Source organism: Streptomyces sp. NPDC001843 (genome assembly GCF_042891955.1).
GTDB lineage: Bacteria > Actinomycetota > Actinomycetes > Streptomycetales > Streptomycetaceae > Streptomyces.
In genome coordinates this window covers 1-15,673 of sequence record NZ_JBIATQ010000020.1, presented here as the reverse complement: position 1 = coordinate 15,673, position 15,673 = coordinate 1, and the positions used below count along the sequence as shown (strand labels likewise).

13 protein-coding genes are annotated in these 15,673 nt (G+C 69.8%); 9 read left to right on the top strand and 4 right to left on the bottom strand.

Annotated features, from left to right (window positions below; genetic code table 11):
• Nucleotides 1-3 precede the first annotated feature (3 nt).
• Nucleotides 4-1,032 carry an ABC transporter permease gene (locus ACFYZQ_RS35540; RefSeq protein WP_389157083.1) on the bottom strand — a complete coding sequence of 343 codons (1,029 nt, stop codon included), beginning with the start codon at nt 1,030-1,032 and terminating at the stop codon, nt 4-6.
• A gap of 472 nt (nt 1,033-1,504) precedes the next feature.
• On the opposite strand from ACFYZQ_RS35540, the gene ACFYZQ_RS35535 reads away from it, so the two are divergent.
• The 4 genes from ACFYZQ_RS35535 to ACFYZQ_RS35520 are packed head-to-tail and all read left to right on the top strand — an operon-like array spanning nt 1,505 to nt 6,024.
• Nucleotides 1,505-3,127, top strand: a complete 1,623-nt coding sequence (locus ACFYZQ_RS35535) for an ABC transporter substrate-binding protein (protein ID WP_389157080.1) — start codon at nt 1,505-1,507, stop codon at nt 3,125-3,127.
• Between the two features lie 6 nt (nt 3,128-3,133).
• The gene (locus tag ACFYZQ_RS35530) at nt 3,134-4,057 is read left to right on the top strand and encodes an ABC transporter permease (protein ID WP_389157077.1); all 924 of its coding nucleotides are present in this window, start codon (nt 3,134-3,136) and stop codon (nt 4,055-4,057) included.
• Nucleotides 4,050-5,030, top strand: coding sequence for an ABC transporter permease (locus tag ACFYZQ_RS35525; protein WP_389157074.1), 981 nt, complete (start codon nt 4,050-4,052; stop codon nt 5,028-5,030). Before ACFYZQ_RS35530 ends, ACFYZQ_RS35525 begins: the two co-directional genes overlap by 8 nt.
• A gap of 7 nt (nt 5,031-5,037) precedes the next feature.
• Nucleotides 5,038-6,024 (top strand): ABC transporter ATP-binding protein, encoded by a 987-nt coding sequence (locus ACFYZQ_RS35520; protein ID WP_389157071.1) that lies wholly within the window; start codon nt 5,038-5,040, stop codon nt 6,022-6,024.
• Between the two features lie 25 nt (nt 6,025-6,049).
• On the opposite strand, the gene ACFYZQ_RS35515 is transcribed toward ACFYZQ_RS35520, so the two are convergent.
• Both ACFYZQ_RS35515 and tnpA read right to left on the bottom strand, forming a co-directional pair.
• On the bottom strand, nt 6,050-7,258 hold the full coding sequence (locus ACFYZQ_RS35515) for an RNA-guided endonuclease InsQ/TnpB family protein (RefSeq protein ID WP_389157068.1): 1,209 nt from the start codon (nt 7,256-7,258) through the stop codon (nt 6,050-6,052).
• A complete protein-coding gene (gene tnpA / locus ACFYZQ_RS35510; protein WP_389157316.1) occupies nt 7,255-7,677 on the bottom strand; it encodes an IS200/IS605 family transposase in 423 nt (140 codons plus the stop codon). Before tnpA ends, ACFYZQ_RS35515 begins: the two co-directional genes overlap by 4 nt.
• Nucleotides 7,678-7,833: 156 nt before the next feature.
• Between tnpA and ACFYZQ_RS35505 the strand changes: the two genes are divergently transcribed.
• A complete protein-coding gene (locus tag ACFYZQ_RS35505) occupies nt 7,834-8,919 on the top strand; it encodes an ABC transporter ATP-binding protein (protein WP_389157065.1) in 1,086 nt (361 codons plus the stop codon).
• A 110-nt stretch (nt 8,920-9,029) separates the two neighbouring features.
• Here the strand turns inward: ACFYZQ_RS35505 and ACFYZQ_RS35500 are convergent, their stop codons facing one another.
• Complete coding sequence (locus ACFYZQ_RS35500; RefSeq protein WP_389157062.1) at nt 9,030-11,162, bottom strand: prolyl oligopeptidase family serine peptidase; 2,133 nt, start codon at nt 11,160-11,162, stop codon at nt 9,030-9,032.
• Nucleotides 11,163-11,352: 190 nt separating this feature from the next.
• Here ACFYZQ_RS35500 and ACFYZQ_RS35495 point away from each other — a divergent pair, with 190 nt between their 5' ends.
• The 4 genes from ACFYZQ_RS35495 (at nt 11,353) to ACFYZQ_RS35480 (ending at nt 15,501) form a co-directional block, all read left to right on the top strand.
• Complete coding sequence (locus tag ACFYZQ_RS35495; RefSeq protein WP_190013027.1) at nt 11,353-11,547, top strand: hypothetical protein; 195 nt, start codon at nt 11,353-11,355, stop codon at nt 11,545-11,547.
• A gap of 54 nt (nt 11,548-11,601) precedes the next feature.
• A complete protein-coding gene (gene mshB, locus ACFYZQ_RS35490; RefSeq protein WP_389157059.1) occupies nt 11,602-12,522 on the top strand; it encodes an N-acetyl-1-D-myo-inositol-2-amino-2-deoxy-alpha-D-glucopyranoside deacetylase in 921 nt (306 codons plus the stop codon).
• Entirely contained in the window at nt 12,519-12,935 is a 417-nt protein-coding gene (locus ACFYZQ_RS35485) for a DUF6113 family protein (RefSeq protein WP_389157056.1), read from the top strand. The genes mshB and ACFYZQ_RS35485 overlap by 4 nt, the downstream gene beginning before the upstream one ends.
• Nucleotides 12,936-13,092: 157 nt before the next feature.
• Entirely contained in the window at nt 13,093-15,501 is a 2,409-nt protein-coding gene (locus tag ACFYZQ_RS35480) for a hypothetical protein (protein WP_389157053.1), read from the top strand.
• Nucleotides 15,502-15,673: the final 172 nt, after the last annotated feature.

The following is a 15,673-nucleotide window of genomic DNA, read 5'->3' as shown; positions in this document are numbered from 1 at the left end:
GGATCAGCGCTTGGTCTTCGGGTCGAGCGCGTCCCGTACCGAGTCGCCGAGGAGGTTGAACGCCAGGACGAAGATCACCATCGTGAGACCCGGGAAGAGCAGGTACGTGATGTCGTCCTGGTAGTACTTGGCGGCGTTCCCGATCATGACGCCCCAGTCGGGGGTCGGGTCCTGAAGACCGACGCCGAGGAAGGCCAGGCCCGCCTCCGTCGTGACCATCAGGGGCAGGGTGAGCGTCGCCTGGATCAGGATCGGCGTCCAGAGGTTGGGCAGCAGCTCCTTGAAGATGATGCGTGCCGGAGACGCGCCCGTGACCTTGGCAGCCTCGACGAACTCCCGTTCGCGCAGGGCCAGTACCTGACCGCGCAGCAGTCGGGCGATGGAGGCCCAGCCGAAGGCGGTGAGCAGCAGGATCATGGTGACCACGATGAGGCTGGTGGGCGTGTTCTCTTGGCTTGACACGAACAGCGCGAGCACCACGGGGGTGAAGGCCACGAAGAACAGCTGCTGCGGGAAGGCGAGCAGGATGTCGATGACCCGGCCGAGGAACCAGTCCGTCTTGCCGCCGACGTAGCCGGCGGTCACGCCGACCACCACACCGAGGACCACGACGAGGAGCGTGATAGCGGTGGACAGCAGCAGCGAGTTCCGGATCGCGTAGAGCAGGAAGGTGAAGACGTCGCGGCCGAGCTGGGGGTCGATGCCGAACCAGAACTCGCCGTCGATGCCGCCGTTCGCCTTCACCGGGAAGCCGTTGTCGCCCAGCAGCCCGGGCGTGTTGAGCCCGTACGTGTCGTACGGGTTCTTCCCGTACACCTTCGCTATGAGCGGGGCGGCCAGCGCGACCACGAAGAAGAAGATCACGATGAACGCCGAGATCACGCCGGTGCGGTCCCGCTTGAAACGAAGCCAAGCCAGCTGTCCCGGGGACCGGCTCGCGTTGCCCTTCGAGTCGGGAGAAGTGGTCGACTTCTCGACAGTCTCGTCGGTCACCTCGAGCGGGGCAGCCGCAGATGGAGTTGGGGGGGTCATGGTGCTCCTGGCCCAGGGAGGGTCTGATGACTCCGCAGGGCACTCCCCTACGGGCTACGCCGGACTTTTTCAACGCAATTCATTCAAGGTCAATAAATTCTCGGGCGGCTTGGCTTTCTCTTTACCTTATTTGCCCGTACTTGACCATTCCGTAGCTACGCGGGTAGCGCGCTGTGATCGAACCGTGCTTCACATCGGACCAAAGGGGCGAACGGGTCAATCAGTTCGATATGCGGACACCTGTGTGTCGAAATACGTACATCGACCGGTCGCAATCCAACGTTTCGGCATCGTTACGCGGAGATCCATTGCGTGCCCCGTGTGCGATCACCGAAACCACCTATTCGGGGCTGTGGGCATCCGGATGCTCTGTCCCCCTAAAGGGTTCATGACGGTGGGTCAGACAGCCGTTGTGAGGCTTATCTGTTGATATGGACCGGTAAGTGACCGGAATCCACGGAGGAGACGGCCCATGCGCGTACCCACGCACGCCCTACGGGCCGCCTGCGCGGCGGTGGTGGCGCTCGCCGCGACGGGCTGCGGGGGCAGCGCCAGCGGCAGCAGCGACGGCGCGGTGCTCAGTTCCTCCTGGGGCGACCCGCAGAACCCCCTGGAGCCGGCCAACACCAACGAGGTGCAGGGCGGCAAGGTCCTCGACATGATCTTCCGGGGCCTGAAGAAGTACGACCCGAAGACCGGCGCGGCCCAGGACATGCTCGCCGAGCGGATCGACAGCTCGGACTCGCGGAACTTCACGATCACGGTCAAGGACGGCTGGACCTTCTCCAACGGGGAGAAGGTGACCGCCAAGTCCTTCGTCGACGCCTGGAACTACGGTGCGAGCCTGAGGAACAACCAGCGGAACGCCTACTTCTTCGGCTACATCCAGGGCTACGACAAGGTCCACCCGGACAGCGGCTCACAGAGCGCCGACACGCTCTCCGGTCTCAAGATCGTCGACGACCGGACGTTCACCGTGAAGCTCGCCCAGAAGTTCTCCAGCTTCCCCGACACCCTGGGCTACCCGGCGTTCGCGCCGCTGCCCCGGGCGTTCTTCTCCGACCACGCGGCCTGGCTGGCCAAACCGGTGGGCAACGGGCCGTACGCCGTCGACTCGTACACCAGAGGGGCGCAGATGTCCCTGCGGAAGTGGGACGGCTACCCCGGCCCGGACAAGGCACAGAACGACGGCGTGGACCTCAGGGTCTACACGGACAGCGACACCGCCTACACCGACCTGCTGGCCGGCAACCTCGACCTGGTCGACGACGTACCCGCCGCCCAGCTGAAGAACGTCAGGAACGACCTCGGCGACCGCTACATCAACAACCCCGCCGGCATCATCCAGACCCTCGCCTTCCCCTACTACGACAAGGACTGGGACAGGAGCGGCTCGGAGAAGGTCCGCAAGGGCCTGTCCATGGCGATCAACCGCAGGCAGATCACCGACACGATCTTCCAGAAGACCCGCACCCCGGCCACCGACTGGACCTCGCCCGTCCTCGGCGCGGACGGCGGCTTCCAGGACGGGCTGTGCGGGGACGCCTGCGACTACAACCCCGCCGAGGCCAAGAAGCTGGTCCAGGAGGGCGGCGGGCTCCCGGGTGGACAGGTCAGGATCACCTACAACGCCGACACCGGCTCGCACAGGATGTGGGTGGACGCGGTGTGCAACTCCATCAACAACGCGCTCGGCAACGACAAGGCCTGCGTCGGCAACCCGGTCGGCACCTTCGCCGACTTCCGCAACCAGATCACCCAGCACAAGATGTCGGGGCCGTTCCGCGCCGGCTGGCAGATGGACTACCCGCTCATCCAGAACTTCCTCCAGCCGCTCTACTACACCGGCGCCTCCTCCAACGACGGCAAGTGGTCGAACAAGGACTTCGACCAGCTCGTCGACCGGGCCAACGCCGAGACCGACACCGCCACGGCGGTGCGGACCTTCCAGCAGGCCGAGGAGGTCGTCAGGGACCACATGGCCGCCATCCCCCTCTGGTACCAGAACGGCAGCGCCGGCTACTCCGAGCGGCTGTCCCACGTGGCCCTCAACCCGTTCAGCGTCCCCGTGTACAACGAGATCAAGGTCGGCTGAGCCGCCATGGGGCGCTACGTCGTCAGGCGTCTGCTCCAGATGATCCCGGTGTTCGTCGGGGCCACCCTGCTGATCTTCCTGATGGTGAACGTGATGGGCGACCCCATCGCGGGCCTGTGCGGCGAACGGCAGTGCGACCCGGCGACGGCCGCCCGGCTGAGGCAGGAGTTCGGACTCGACCAGCCCGTCTGGCAGCAGTACCTGACCTACATGGGGAACGTCTTCACCGGCGACTTCGGGACGGCGTTCAACGGGCAGCCGGTCATCGAGCTGATGTCCACCGCGTTCCCCGTCACCCTCCGGCTGACCATCGTGGCGGTCGTCCTCGAGATCGTCATCGGCATCACCCTGGGCGTGGTCACCGGACTGCGACGCGGACGGCCCGTCGACACCGGCGTGCTGGTGGCCACCCTGGTGGTCATCTCCGTCCCCGTCTTCGTCACCGGCCTGCTGCTGCAGCTCCTGCTCGGCGTGGAGTGGGGCTGGATCAAACCGTCGGTCCCGCCGGAGGCCACCTTCACCGAGCTGCTCGTACCCGGCGTGGTCCTGGCCTCCGTCTCGCTCGCCTACGTCACCCGGCTGACCCGCACCTCCATCGCGGAGAACAAGCGCTCCGACTACGTCCGCACGGCGATCGCCAAGGGACTGCCCCGACACCGCGTCACCACCCGGCACCTGCTGCGCAACTCGCTCATCCCCGTGGTCACCTTCATCGGCACCGACATCGGCGCCCTGATGGGCGGCGCGATCGTCACCGAGCGGATCTTCAACATCCACGGCGTCGGCTACCAGCTCTACCAGGGCATCCTGCGCCAGAACACCCAGACGGTCGTCGGCTTCGTGACCGTGCTCGTGCTGGTCTTCCTGGTCGCCAACCTGCTCGTCGACCTCCTGTACGCCGTACTCGACCCGAGGATCCGCTATGCCTGAGCAGCCGTACGAGCCCGAGGGCGCCATCGCGGGCACCGGCATGGGCGGCGCGATGGACCTGGCGGCGAGTGAGGCGGCGACGCTGGAGCGGACGCCGGGAGGCCCACAGGGGGCCGGCCCGGCGGGCAGACCGAGGTCCCTCTGGTCCGACGCCTGGCGGGACCTGCGCCGCAACCCCGTCTTCCTCGTCTCCGGGCTCGTCATCCTCTTCCTCGTCGTCATCTCCCTGTGGCCCTCGCTCATCGCCTCCGGAAGCCCACTGCAGTGCGACCTCGCCAAGGCCCAGGAAGGCTCCCAGCCGGGCGCTCCCTTCGGCTACGACGGCCAGGGCTGCAACGTCTACACGCGGACCGTGTACGGCGCCCGTACGTCCGTCACGGTCGGCGTCTGCGCCACGCTGGGGGTGGCCCTCCTCGGGTCCGTGCTGGGCGGGCTCGCGGGGTTCTTCGGCGGGGCGTGGGACTCGTTCCTGTCCCGTCTCACCGACATCTTCTTCGCGATCCCGGTCGTGCTCGGCGGCCTCGTCCTCCTCTCCGTGGTGACCAGCAACACGGTCTGGCCCGTCGTCGGGTTCATGGTGCTGCTCGGCTGGCCGCAGATCTCCCGCATCGCACGCGGCTCCGTCATCACGGCCAGGCAGAACGACTACGTCCAGGCCGCCCGCGCCCTCGGCGCCTCCGGACCCCGCATCCTGCTCAGGCACATCGCGCCCAACGCGGTCGCCCCGGTGATCGTCGTGGCCACCATCGCGCTCGGCACCTACATCGCGCTCGAGGCGACCTTGTCGTATCTGGGCGTCGGCCTGAAGCCGCCCAGCGTCTCCTGGGGCATCGACATCTCCGCCGCCTCCCCGTACATCCGCAACGCCCCGCACGCCCTGCTGTGGCCCTCCGGTGCGCTCGCGGTCACCGTCCTGGCGTTCATCATGCTCGGCGACGCGGTACGCGACGCCCTCGACCCGAGACTGAGGTGACGGCGCCGTGCTGCTGGAAGTGCGGGACCTGCACGTGGAGTTCCGGACGCGGGACGGGGTCGCCGGGGCGGTGAACGGGGTGAGCTACGGGGTGGACGCGGGGGAGACGCTCGCCGTGCTCGGCGAGTCCGGCTCGGGCAAGTCCGTCACCGCGCAGGCGGTCATGGGCATCCTCGACGTGCCGCCGGGGCGGATCACCGGCGGGGAGATCCTCTTCCGGGGCCAGGACCTGCTGAAGCTGAAGGAGGAGGAGCGCAGGAAGGTCCGCGGCGCCGGAATGGCCATGATCTTCCAGGACGCGCTGTCCGCGCTGAACCCCGTCCTGTCCGTGGGCGACCAGCTCGGCGAGATGTTCGTGGTCCACCGGGGCATGTCGAAGAAGGACGCGCGGACCAGGGCCGTCGAGCTGATGGAGCGGGTGCGCATCCCGGCCGCCGCCCAGCGGGTGCGCGACTACCCGCACCAGTTCTCCGGCGGCATGCGCCAGCGCATCATGATCGCCATGGCGATGGCCCTGGAGCCGGCGCTCATCATCGCCGACGAGCCCACCACCGCCCTCGACGTCACCGTCCAGGCCCAGGTGATGGACCTGCTCGCGGAGTTGCAGCGCGAGTACCGCATGGGGCTGATCCTGATCACCCACGACCTCGGGGTCGTCGCCGACGTGGCGGACCGGATCGCGGTGATGTACGCGGGGCGGATCGTGGAGTCGGCTCCTGTGCACGACCTGTACAAGACGCCCGCCCACCCCTACACCCGCGGCCTGCTGGACTCCATCCCGCGCCTCGACCAGAAGGGCCAGGAGCTCTACGCCATCAAGGGCCTGCCGCCCAACCTCACGCACATCCCGCCGGGCTGCGCCTTCCATCCCCGCTGCCCGATGGCCCGGGACGTGTGCCGGACCGAGGAACCGCCGCTGTACGAGGTCGACGCGGACCGGGGGAGTGCCTGCCACTTCTGGAGGGAGTGCCTGCGTGACTCCACCCACGCGTAAACGCGCGGGCTTCCTACGTCGGTGGCTAAGCCGCCGCGCAGAGGACCAGCCCGACCCTGTTGAGGACGTTCGTCGCGCCGACGTGGTCCGCGTTCGCCGCGAACCCGCACGCCGTGCATTCGAACTTCGCTTGGGTGACGCGGTTCCCCTTCGCGACGTGCTCGCACTCGGGGCACATGCGGGAGGTGTTGCGCGCGTCCACCGGGACCACGAGGCGACCGGCACTCTCAGCCTTGTTCGCCAGGATTCCGAGGAACTGCGCCCAACCCGCGTCGAGGATGCTGCGGTTGAGGCCGGCCTTTGCGGCAGCACCGTTCGGCAGGAACACGCCGGGCTGCTCGGGATCGACCTTGGGGGCGGGGCTCTTGGTCATGCCCGCCGTGTTGAGCCGCTCGTGCGCGATCACGTCGTGGCCGGTTATGAGCGTGCGGGCGGTCTTGTGGTGGAAGTCGGCGCGCTGCCGCCGGATCTTGGCGTGCAGCTTGGCGACCTTTCGGGCCGCCGCGCGGTGGCGCTTGGTGCGCTGCCGGGTCCGCTTCGGAAACGTGGCGAGGTACCGTTGCGCCTCGGCCAGCTCTTCAGCCATCGCGGTGAGGAATCGCGGGTTGGCGACGTGTTCGCCGTCCGAGGTGGTGAGGAAGTGGGCGACACCCATGTCGATGCCGACAACCGCCCCGGTGGGCGGCAGTTCCTCGGCTGGCACCTTGTCGCAGGACAGGACGATGTACCAGCGGGTTCCCTCCCGCTTCACCGAGATCGTCCTGACCCGGCCGCGCACGGGCCGGTGCTGGTGCACACGAACGTGCCCGACACCCTGGATGCGTACGCGGGTGACGGAATCTTGGGGGGTGGAGTCCCATCGGCAGCCGTCGCCGTCCTTGGGGAAGGTGACGGTGTCGAAGTGCCCTGCACCCTTGAAGCGAGGGTAGCCCGGGGTCTGCCCAGCCTTGACCCGACGGAAGAACGCCTGGAACGCCTTGTCCAGGCGGCGCAGGGTGGCTTGCTGGGAGGAGAACGACCAGCGGCCCTGCCGCTCCGGATCGAACGCCCGGATCTCCTTGAGCTGGGCGGACTGGTCCCCGTAGCGGACGGTGGTCTTGGAGGTGTGCCGGTAGGCGTCACGGCGTTCCTGGAGAGCGCCGTTGTACAGGGAGCAGTGGTCCCGCAGCATCTCGCCGAGCGCGGTCGTCTGACGGACCGTGGGGCGCAGGAGGAACTTGTACGCGCGGATCACGAGCCGTCCCCCTTCTTCCCCGGGCGTTCCCACTGGGTGTTGATGTACTTCTCGACCGTGGCCGCCGACACGGCGCCGACCGAGGCGGCGAAGTACGACGATGACCACAGGGTGGGCATCCGTGACTTCAGGTGCGGGAACTCCTCGCGCAGCACGCGGGATGTGAAGCCCTTGAACTGGTTCGCCACGTACGAGGCCGACGACTTCGGGTCGTGCTTCACGAACAGGTGCACGCGGTCGGGCATCACCTCAAGGGCGATGAGCTCCCACCCGCGTTCGTCGGCCTTCTGCCGGATCAGCTCGTCCAGTCGTTCCGCGACCCGTCCACCGAGGACCGGACGGCGGTACTTCGGGCACCACACCACGTGGAGACCTAGGTCGTACACACCGCCAGAGAATTGGCGAACCTTCCTGGTCACAGTCACACAAAGACTATACACGCGCCGCATGTCTAGCGCGGCAGAAAGGCTGGCTCAGGTGAACAGTGCTGATCCGTGCATCCAGTCGAGGTCAGAGCAGGGCTCAGAAGCCATTCCCCACCCCGCTAAAGCGGCGCGTCCCCTGACTAGGTTCTGATGGCAGCCTCGACGACTGAGCCGATCCTTGAGGTCACCGGGCTCGTCAAGCACTACCCGCTGACCAGGGGAATCCTGTTCAAGAAGCAGATCGGCGCGGTGAAGGCCGTCGACGGCGTCGACTTCCGTCTGGGCAGGGGCGAGACCCTGGGCGTCGTCGGCGAGTCCGGCTGCGGCAAGTCCACGCTCGCCAGACTGCTGTGCAGCCTGGAGCAACCCACGGCGGGTTCGATCCGCTTCAAGGGCGAGGAGATCACCCGGCTGTCGGGCCGGGCCCTGAAGGCCGTACGGCGCAACATCCAGATGGTCTTCCAGGACCCCTACACCTCCCTCAACCCCCGTATGACCGTGGGCGACATCATCGGGGAACCGTACGAGATCCACCCCGAGGCGGCCCCCAAGGGCGACCGGCGCCGCAGGGTCCGGGAACTGCTGGACGTGGTCGGCCTCGACCCGGAGTACGTCAACCGCTACCCGCACCAGTTCTCCGGCGGACAGCGCCAACGCATCGGCATCGCCCGGGGGCTGGCGCTCCGGCCCGAGGTGATCGTCGCCGACGAGCCGGTCTCGGCCCTGGACGTCTCGGTCCAGGCCCAGGTGATCAACCTGCTGGACCGGCTCCAGACGGAGTTCGAGCTCTCCTACGTCTTCATCGCGCACGACCTGTCGATCGTGCGGCACATCTCGGACCGGGTCGGGGTGATGTACCTGGGGCGGATCGTGGAGACCGGCACCGAGACGGAGATCTACGACCACCCGACGCACCCCTACACCCAGGCCCTGCTGTCCGCCGTGCCGGTCCCCGACCCCGAGGCCCGTGAACACCGCGCGCGGATCATCCTCTCGGGTGATGTTCCGTCGCCCACGGACATCCCCTCCGGCTGCCGCTTCCGCACCCGCTGCTGGAAGGCGCGGGAGCGCTGCGCGCTGGAGGTGCCGGCCCTCGCGGTCCCGGAGGAGTTCCGGCACACGACCGGCCCGGCCGCGCACGACTCGGCGTGCCACTTCGCGGAGGACGTGTCGGACGCGTGTTCGACGCCGGGGCGGAGTGCGCCGCTGGAGGAGCAGGGCAACGGGCCGGGGTGACATGGTGCACCCCGGCCCGTTCACGGCACCCGCACGGCCGTACGCTGTTCAGCCTCGCGCGTCCGTATATCGGTACCGCTTCCGTGAAGTTGCCTGCGTGTTAACGCGGTTCATGCGGATTTGCCCGGCAATGCCAGGGACCGCCGCAGGAAGTCCAGTTGGAGCCGCAGCAGGTTCTCGGCGACGGTCTCCTGCGGGGTCATGTGCGTGACGCCGGACAGCGGCAGCACCTCGTGCGGGCGTCCGGCGGCCAGCAACGCCGAGGACAGGCGCAGGGAGTGGGCGACCACCACGTTGTCGTCGGCCAGACCGTGGATGATCATCATCGGGCGGTGCGGCTCGGCCGCGTCGACCAGCCCCGCGTCGTCGACCAGCGAGTTGCGCCGGTAGACCTCCGGCCGCTCGGCCGGGTGTCCGAGGTACCGCTCCTGGTAGTGGGTGTCGTACAGGCGGAGGTCGGTGACGGGGGCGCCCACCACGGCGGCGTGGAAGACGTCCGGGCGGCGCAGTACGGCGAGCCCGGCGAGGTAGCCGCCGAAGGACCAGCCGCGGATGCCCACCCTGGTCAGGTCGAGCGGGAAGTCGGAGGCAAGTGCCTGGAGGGCATCCACCTGGTCCTGCAGGACCACCTCGGCGAGGTCGTCACGGACCGCCTTCTCCCAGGCGGGGCAGCGGCCGGGGGTGCCGCGGCCGTCGGCGACGACCACCGCGAAGCCCTGGTCGGCGAACCACTGCGAGGTCAGATGCGGATTGTGCGCGGCGACGACGCGCTGGCCGTGCGGGCCGCCGTAGGGGTCCATGAGGACCGGCAGGGGAGTGTCCCCGTGGTAGTCGCGTGGCATAAGCACGGCGCATGGAATTCGGCGTGCGCCCCCCTGGGTGAGCGTCACACGCGGGGACAAACCCGGGTTTTCTGCATATGACGTGACAGTCGCCGCCTGTTTTCCGTCACGCAGTACCTGGACAGAAGTGCCCGGGCGGTCAAGCGTGGCGGAGGCCAGCACGGTCACGCCCCCGGCGCGCACCGCCGAGTGCACGCCGGGCCCCTGGGACACGCGCTCCACACCGAGCTCATTGACCCGGTAGACGTGCACCTCACCGATCTCCGGCGCCTCGGCCTCCTCACCCGCCGAGGCCGAGACCAGCACGTCGTCGGCGGTCACGTCCAGCACCGCACGGATGTGCAACTGCGGCCCGGTCAGCGGGCGTTCGCCCACCGACAGCACCCGCGCCCCGCCCTCGTCAGCGATCCGGACGAGCTGTCCGGCGGGGCTCCAGCAGGGCACCCCGGGGAAGAGTTCAAGCCAAGTTGGATCTTCATCGGCATGGACCATCCGAGTCGCCCCCGACTCCGGGTCCACCGCGAGGAACAGCTGGCTGCGCTGGTCCCGCGCCTGCACCAGAAGCAGCGGCGCCCCCGCGTCTGACCAGTGCACACGCGCCAGATAGGGGTAGCGCGCCCGGTCCCAGACGACCTCCGTGCGCCCGCCGTCCAGCCCGATCACGAACAGACGCACGTCCGCGTTTTCCGTTCCCGCGGCCGGGTACGCGACGTGGTTGGGCTCACGCTCCGGGTGGGCCGGATCGGCGATCCACCACCGCCGCACCGGCGTGTCGTCCACGCGCGCCACAAGCAGCCGATCCGACGCCGGGGACCACCAGAACCCACGCGAACGAGCCATCTCCTCGGCCGCGATGAACTCGGCCAGCCCATAGGAGACGCCCGCCGACTCCGGCTCCGCCAGCGCCCGGTCGCCCTCGCCCTCGGCGCCCACCACCCGCAGAGCACCCTGGGCGACGTACGCCACGTGCCGCCCGTCGGGCGCCGGACGCGGGTCGATCACCGGCCCGGGTACGGGGAGTTCACGTGCCGTACCCGCCCTCAGCTCAGCCGTGAAAAGCCGCCCTGACAAGGCGAAAGACGCCAGCTCCAGGGCCGCGTCGGTGGCGTAGCCGACGATGCCGGCACCCCCCTCACGGCTGCGCTCGCGGCGCGCACGCTCCTCGGGCGAGAGCTGTTCGGAGGCGCCTTCGAGCAGGGTGCGAGGGTCGGCCGCCACGCGCTCGCCGCCGTCCGCCAGGTCCAGGACCCACAGGGAGTTGGCCCGGTCCGTACCGGAGGGCGAGCGCAGGAACGCGACACGCGAACCGTCGGGCGCCACGGTGAACGAGCGCGGCGCGCCGAGCGTGAACCGCTGGGTGCGGGCGTGCCGTCGGGGGAAGGAGACAGGCTCGGTCGTCATGCCCTGACCATATTGGCCATGCGCCCCCTTGTGCGGCCGTGCGCCCAGCGATGCTCGAGCACCGATAGTTATGATCACTACCGCTATGTGGGTATGAACCTGCTGGCTACTGTATGGATTTGCTGGACCGATCTACACCCCCCCATAGTCCGAACCCCCGCATCCCTGGGATCTTTGGAGGTGAGCCGCCGTGGCACTCTCGATTTCGGCGGTGGTGCTGCTGGCGATCATCGTCTTCCTGCTGGTCAAGAAATCAGGGCTGAAGGGCGGCCATGCGGTCGTCTGCATCCTCCTCGGCTTCTACCTCGCCTCCTCGACGGTCGCCCCGACGATCAACGAGCTGACGACCAACGTGGCGAGCATGATCGGCAGCATCAAGTTCTGAGCGACGGGTCGCCGGCGCGGTCTGTCCGAGGTCAGGGACTCGTAGGCTGGGGGTATGACGGAACCGACCTCCCCCAGCCTTCGGCCGGGGGGACCCCCATCGCGCTCCGCCCGGCGTCTGCTGCTGGTGCACGCGCACCCGGACGACGAGTCGATCAACAACGGCGCGACCATGGCCGAGTACGCGGCCCGGGGTGCCCGGGTGACGCTGGTCACTTGCACGCGCGGTGAGCGCGGTGAGGTCATTCCGCCCGAGCTGCGGCATTTGACCGGCGCCACCCTCGGTGAGTACCGGCTGCGCGAGCTGGCCGCCGCGATGGGTGAACTGGGGGTCACCGACTTCCGGCTGCTCGGCGGCGCGGGGCGCTACTCGGACTCCGGGATGATGGGCATCGCGGACAACGAGGACCCCGGCTGCTTCTGGCAGGCCGACGTCGACGAGGCCGCCGGGCATCTCGTCGAGGTGATTCTCGAGGTCCGCCCCCAGGTGCTGGTGACCTACGACGAGAACGGCGGCTACGGTCACCCGGACCACATCCAGGCCCACCGTGTCGCCATGAGGGCCGTGGAGCTGGCCGCCGAGGCGGGCTGGCGGATCCCCAAGGTCTACTGGAACCGCGTCCCACGCTCCGTCGCCGAGGCCGCCTTCGCCCGCCTCGGCGACGACCTGCCCGCCCTGCCCTTCGGCAAGAGCGCCGCCGTCGACGACGTACCGGGCGTGGTCGACGACGACCGGATCACCACCGCGATCGACGGCACCGCGTACGCCGCCGCCAAGGCCGCCGCGATGAGCGCGCACGCCACCCAGCTCGACGTCGCCGCGGAAGCACCGTACTTCGCGCTCTCCAACGAGCTGGCGCAACCCCTGTTCACCACCGAGTACTACGAATTGGTGAGCGGGGAGCGGCCGGCCGTGCGGGAGAACGATCTGTTCGCCGGTATCGATCTGTCCCCCCGGGTCGAGGAGGCGTCATGAGCTCGGGAGGAAGGGGCTCCATGCTCGCGCAGCCGTTGCAGCGGCCCTCGGGTGGGCGGGCGGCCGCCCTGCTGGGGCTGTTCGTGCTCGGCGCGGTCGTCGCCCTCGCCGGGGCCCTGGTGCAGGCCGGCTGGTTCCCGGGCGGACTGCTGCTGGCCCTGGCCGGCGCGGCCGGAGTGTTCCTGGGCGGGGCGTACGCCCTGGGCAGCCGGGCCGGCGCGGTCGCGCCGGTGGCCGGCTGGATCATCACCGTCATCTTCCTCACCACGAGCCGTCCCGAAGGGGACTTCCTGTTCGGCGCGGGCGGCGGCACCTACCTGTTCCTGCTCGGCGGTATGGCCCTCGCTGTGATCTGCGCCACCCTTGCGCCCGGGCGGCAACCTGGGGGCGACGCGGCCCGACTTGGCAAGTGACGTACCACTTCGCGATGCGGTGCGCGTGCGAGTCCCGTGTGGGTTTCCCAGCGGTCGTGGGATAAGCGCCAGAAGTGGCCAGTATGGTGGTGCGCGCCGCCGAGTCGCCCGAGAGAGGTCGTAACGCGGGCGGCGGAGCCAACCGGGAGAACCTGCCTTGAGTCGTGAAACTGACACTCCGTCCTCCGGCCCCAACGGGCGCGGCGGAGCCGCATACCCCTCGGGCACGCCGCCGTACGGAACCCCCATGGTTTCCGACGGCGGTACGGATGCGGGCCGTTCGGCCGCGCAGCCGGAGGAGCGCAAGACCGAGACCACCCTGACGACCCGGATCCGGATCAACATCCCCGGATCCAGGCCGATCCCGCCGGTCGTGATGCGCACGCCCGTCGCGGACGCCGAGAAGGGCACCGACGACGCGGGCGCCGACCCGCAGCCCGCGGCCGCCACCACGATGTCCACGGGCACCGTCGCGCCGCCCGCCGAACCCGCTGCGCCGACCGACGAGAAGGCCAGCGACTGGTTCGCGCCCCGCAAGTCCGGCGCGGGCAAGGGCGGTCCGGGCGGCGGCGGCACGAACGGCGCCGGTCTGCCGGGCGGTTCCGCTGCCGGCGGTACGACGGCGCCGGGCTCGGGTGCCCCGGGCGGCGGTGCGCGTCCGAACGGTTCCGCTCCCGTGGGCGGTGCGCGTCCGGGTGCCGGACGCCCCGGCGGCGTGGTCGGTTCGATGAGCGTGCCGGGTGCTTCCCGGTCGGGCGGGACGAACGGCGCGGGCCTCCCCGGCGCCACCGGCGGTCCCGTGGCTCCCGGGCACGGCGGCGGCACCGGTTCCTTCGACGTGACCGAGGCGCTGGCCGCGGGCCCGCTGGGCAACGGCAACGGCAACGGCACTCGCCCCGGCTCCGGCTCCGCCTCCGGTCCGGGTGACAGGGGCGAGCCGCGTCGTGCCGAACTGCCGTACTTCGCGGAGAACGGCCGCGGCGGCCAGAACGGTCTCACCGGTACGGACGGTCAGGGCGGCCAGGCCGGGCCCGGTGACCCCAGCGACTTGGGCGGGCCCGCCGGCCGCGGCGGCGCCGGCGGACCGCAGGGCCCCGCCGGCCCGACCGGTGGTCCGGTCACCGGCGACGGCCCGGTAGTGCCGCCCGTCGGCGGCGGCCAGGGCGGGCCCGGTGGCCTGGGCGACCTCGGCATGCAGTCCGGCACCGCGTTCGACGCCCCGGAGAACTTCAGCGGCCCCAACGCCACCCGTACGGCCCCCGGTGCCCCCCGTACGGCCCCCGGTGCCCCCCGTACGGCCCCTGGCGGCCCCCGTACGGCCCCCGGCCCCGGGCAGGGCCCCGGCTCCGTCCAGGGACGCGGCCCGGGCGGCGGCATGAGCGACGACACGGCGATCCTCACCCCGCAGAAGCCGGCGCCCGAGCCCGGCACGCCCGGATACCGCCCCCCGGCGGAGAACGTCTCCGGGCACACCGTCACCAGCGGCATCCCCGTCGTCCCGTCGGGTGCCGACTCCCCGTTCGGACCGGGCGCGCGTACCGGTGGACCGCAGTCGCCCACGCCCCCCAAGCTGCCCGAGCCGGCCGCGCAGAAGGCGCCGGGGAGCAAGCCCAAGAAGCAGAAGAAGGGCCGCAGCAAGCTGGTGCTGCTCGGCGGCGGCGTGGTCATGGTCGCCGGTGTCGCCTACGGCGCCGGGCTGCTGATGAACCACTCCGACGTGCCCAAGGGCACCACCGTGCTCGGCGTCGACATCGGCGGCGGCACCCGTGACGACGCCGTCAAGAAGCTCGACGACGCCTTCGGCGACCGGGTGAACAAGCCGCTGAAGCTGTCGGTGGGCGGCAAGACGGTCTCCCTCACGCCGGACAAGGCGGGGCTGCAGTTCGACTTCCAGTCGACGGTCGGCGCGGCGGCGAAGAGCGACTACAACCCCGTCTCCGTCATCGGCTCCCTCTTCGGTCAGAAGCGGGTCGTCGAGCCGGTCATGCCGGTGGACGGGGAGAAGCTCCAGGCGGCCCTCCAGGCCACGGGCGGCGGCTCCGGCTCGGTCACCGAGGGCACGATCGAGTTCAAGCCCGGCAAGGCCGTCGCGGTCTACGGCAAGGCGGGCAAGGCCATCGACGCCGGCCGGTCGACACAGGCGGTCCAGGAGGCCTACCGCGCGGAGGTGGAGACGGGCACGGCGACTCCGGTGACCGTGCCGACGACCACCAAGCAGCCGACGGTCTCCAACGCCGAGGTCGACCGGGAGATGAAGAAGTTCGCGGAGCCGGCGATGTCGGCGAACGTGACCGTGCAGACGGACGCCGCGCACTCGATCCCGATGAGCCCGCAGAACTCGCTGTGGAAGTTCCTCAGGGTGACGGCGGTCAACGGCAAGCTGGTCGACAAGCCCGACCTGGCCGCCCTGAAGAAGCTGTACGGCCAGACGTTCGACGGTGTGCTGATCACCCGTGCCGACGGCAAGAAGACCCCCCTCACGGCCGAGGAGATCTACATCAACCTGCGCGCCGCGCTGATGAGCAAGACCAACCGGATCGCGGTCATCGACACGAATCCGAGTTAGTCGGGCCGATGTGAGGGAGGGGGGGCCCGGGGGAAAACCGGGCCCCCCCCCCACCCGCAATGAACCCCCCCCCCCCCGACAAAAGGAAACCGCCCCCCGGGCCCCCCCCCCACACCGGGCCCCCCCCCCGGTTTACACCCCCCCGCCCCCCCCCCCGGAAAGGCGGCCCCCC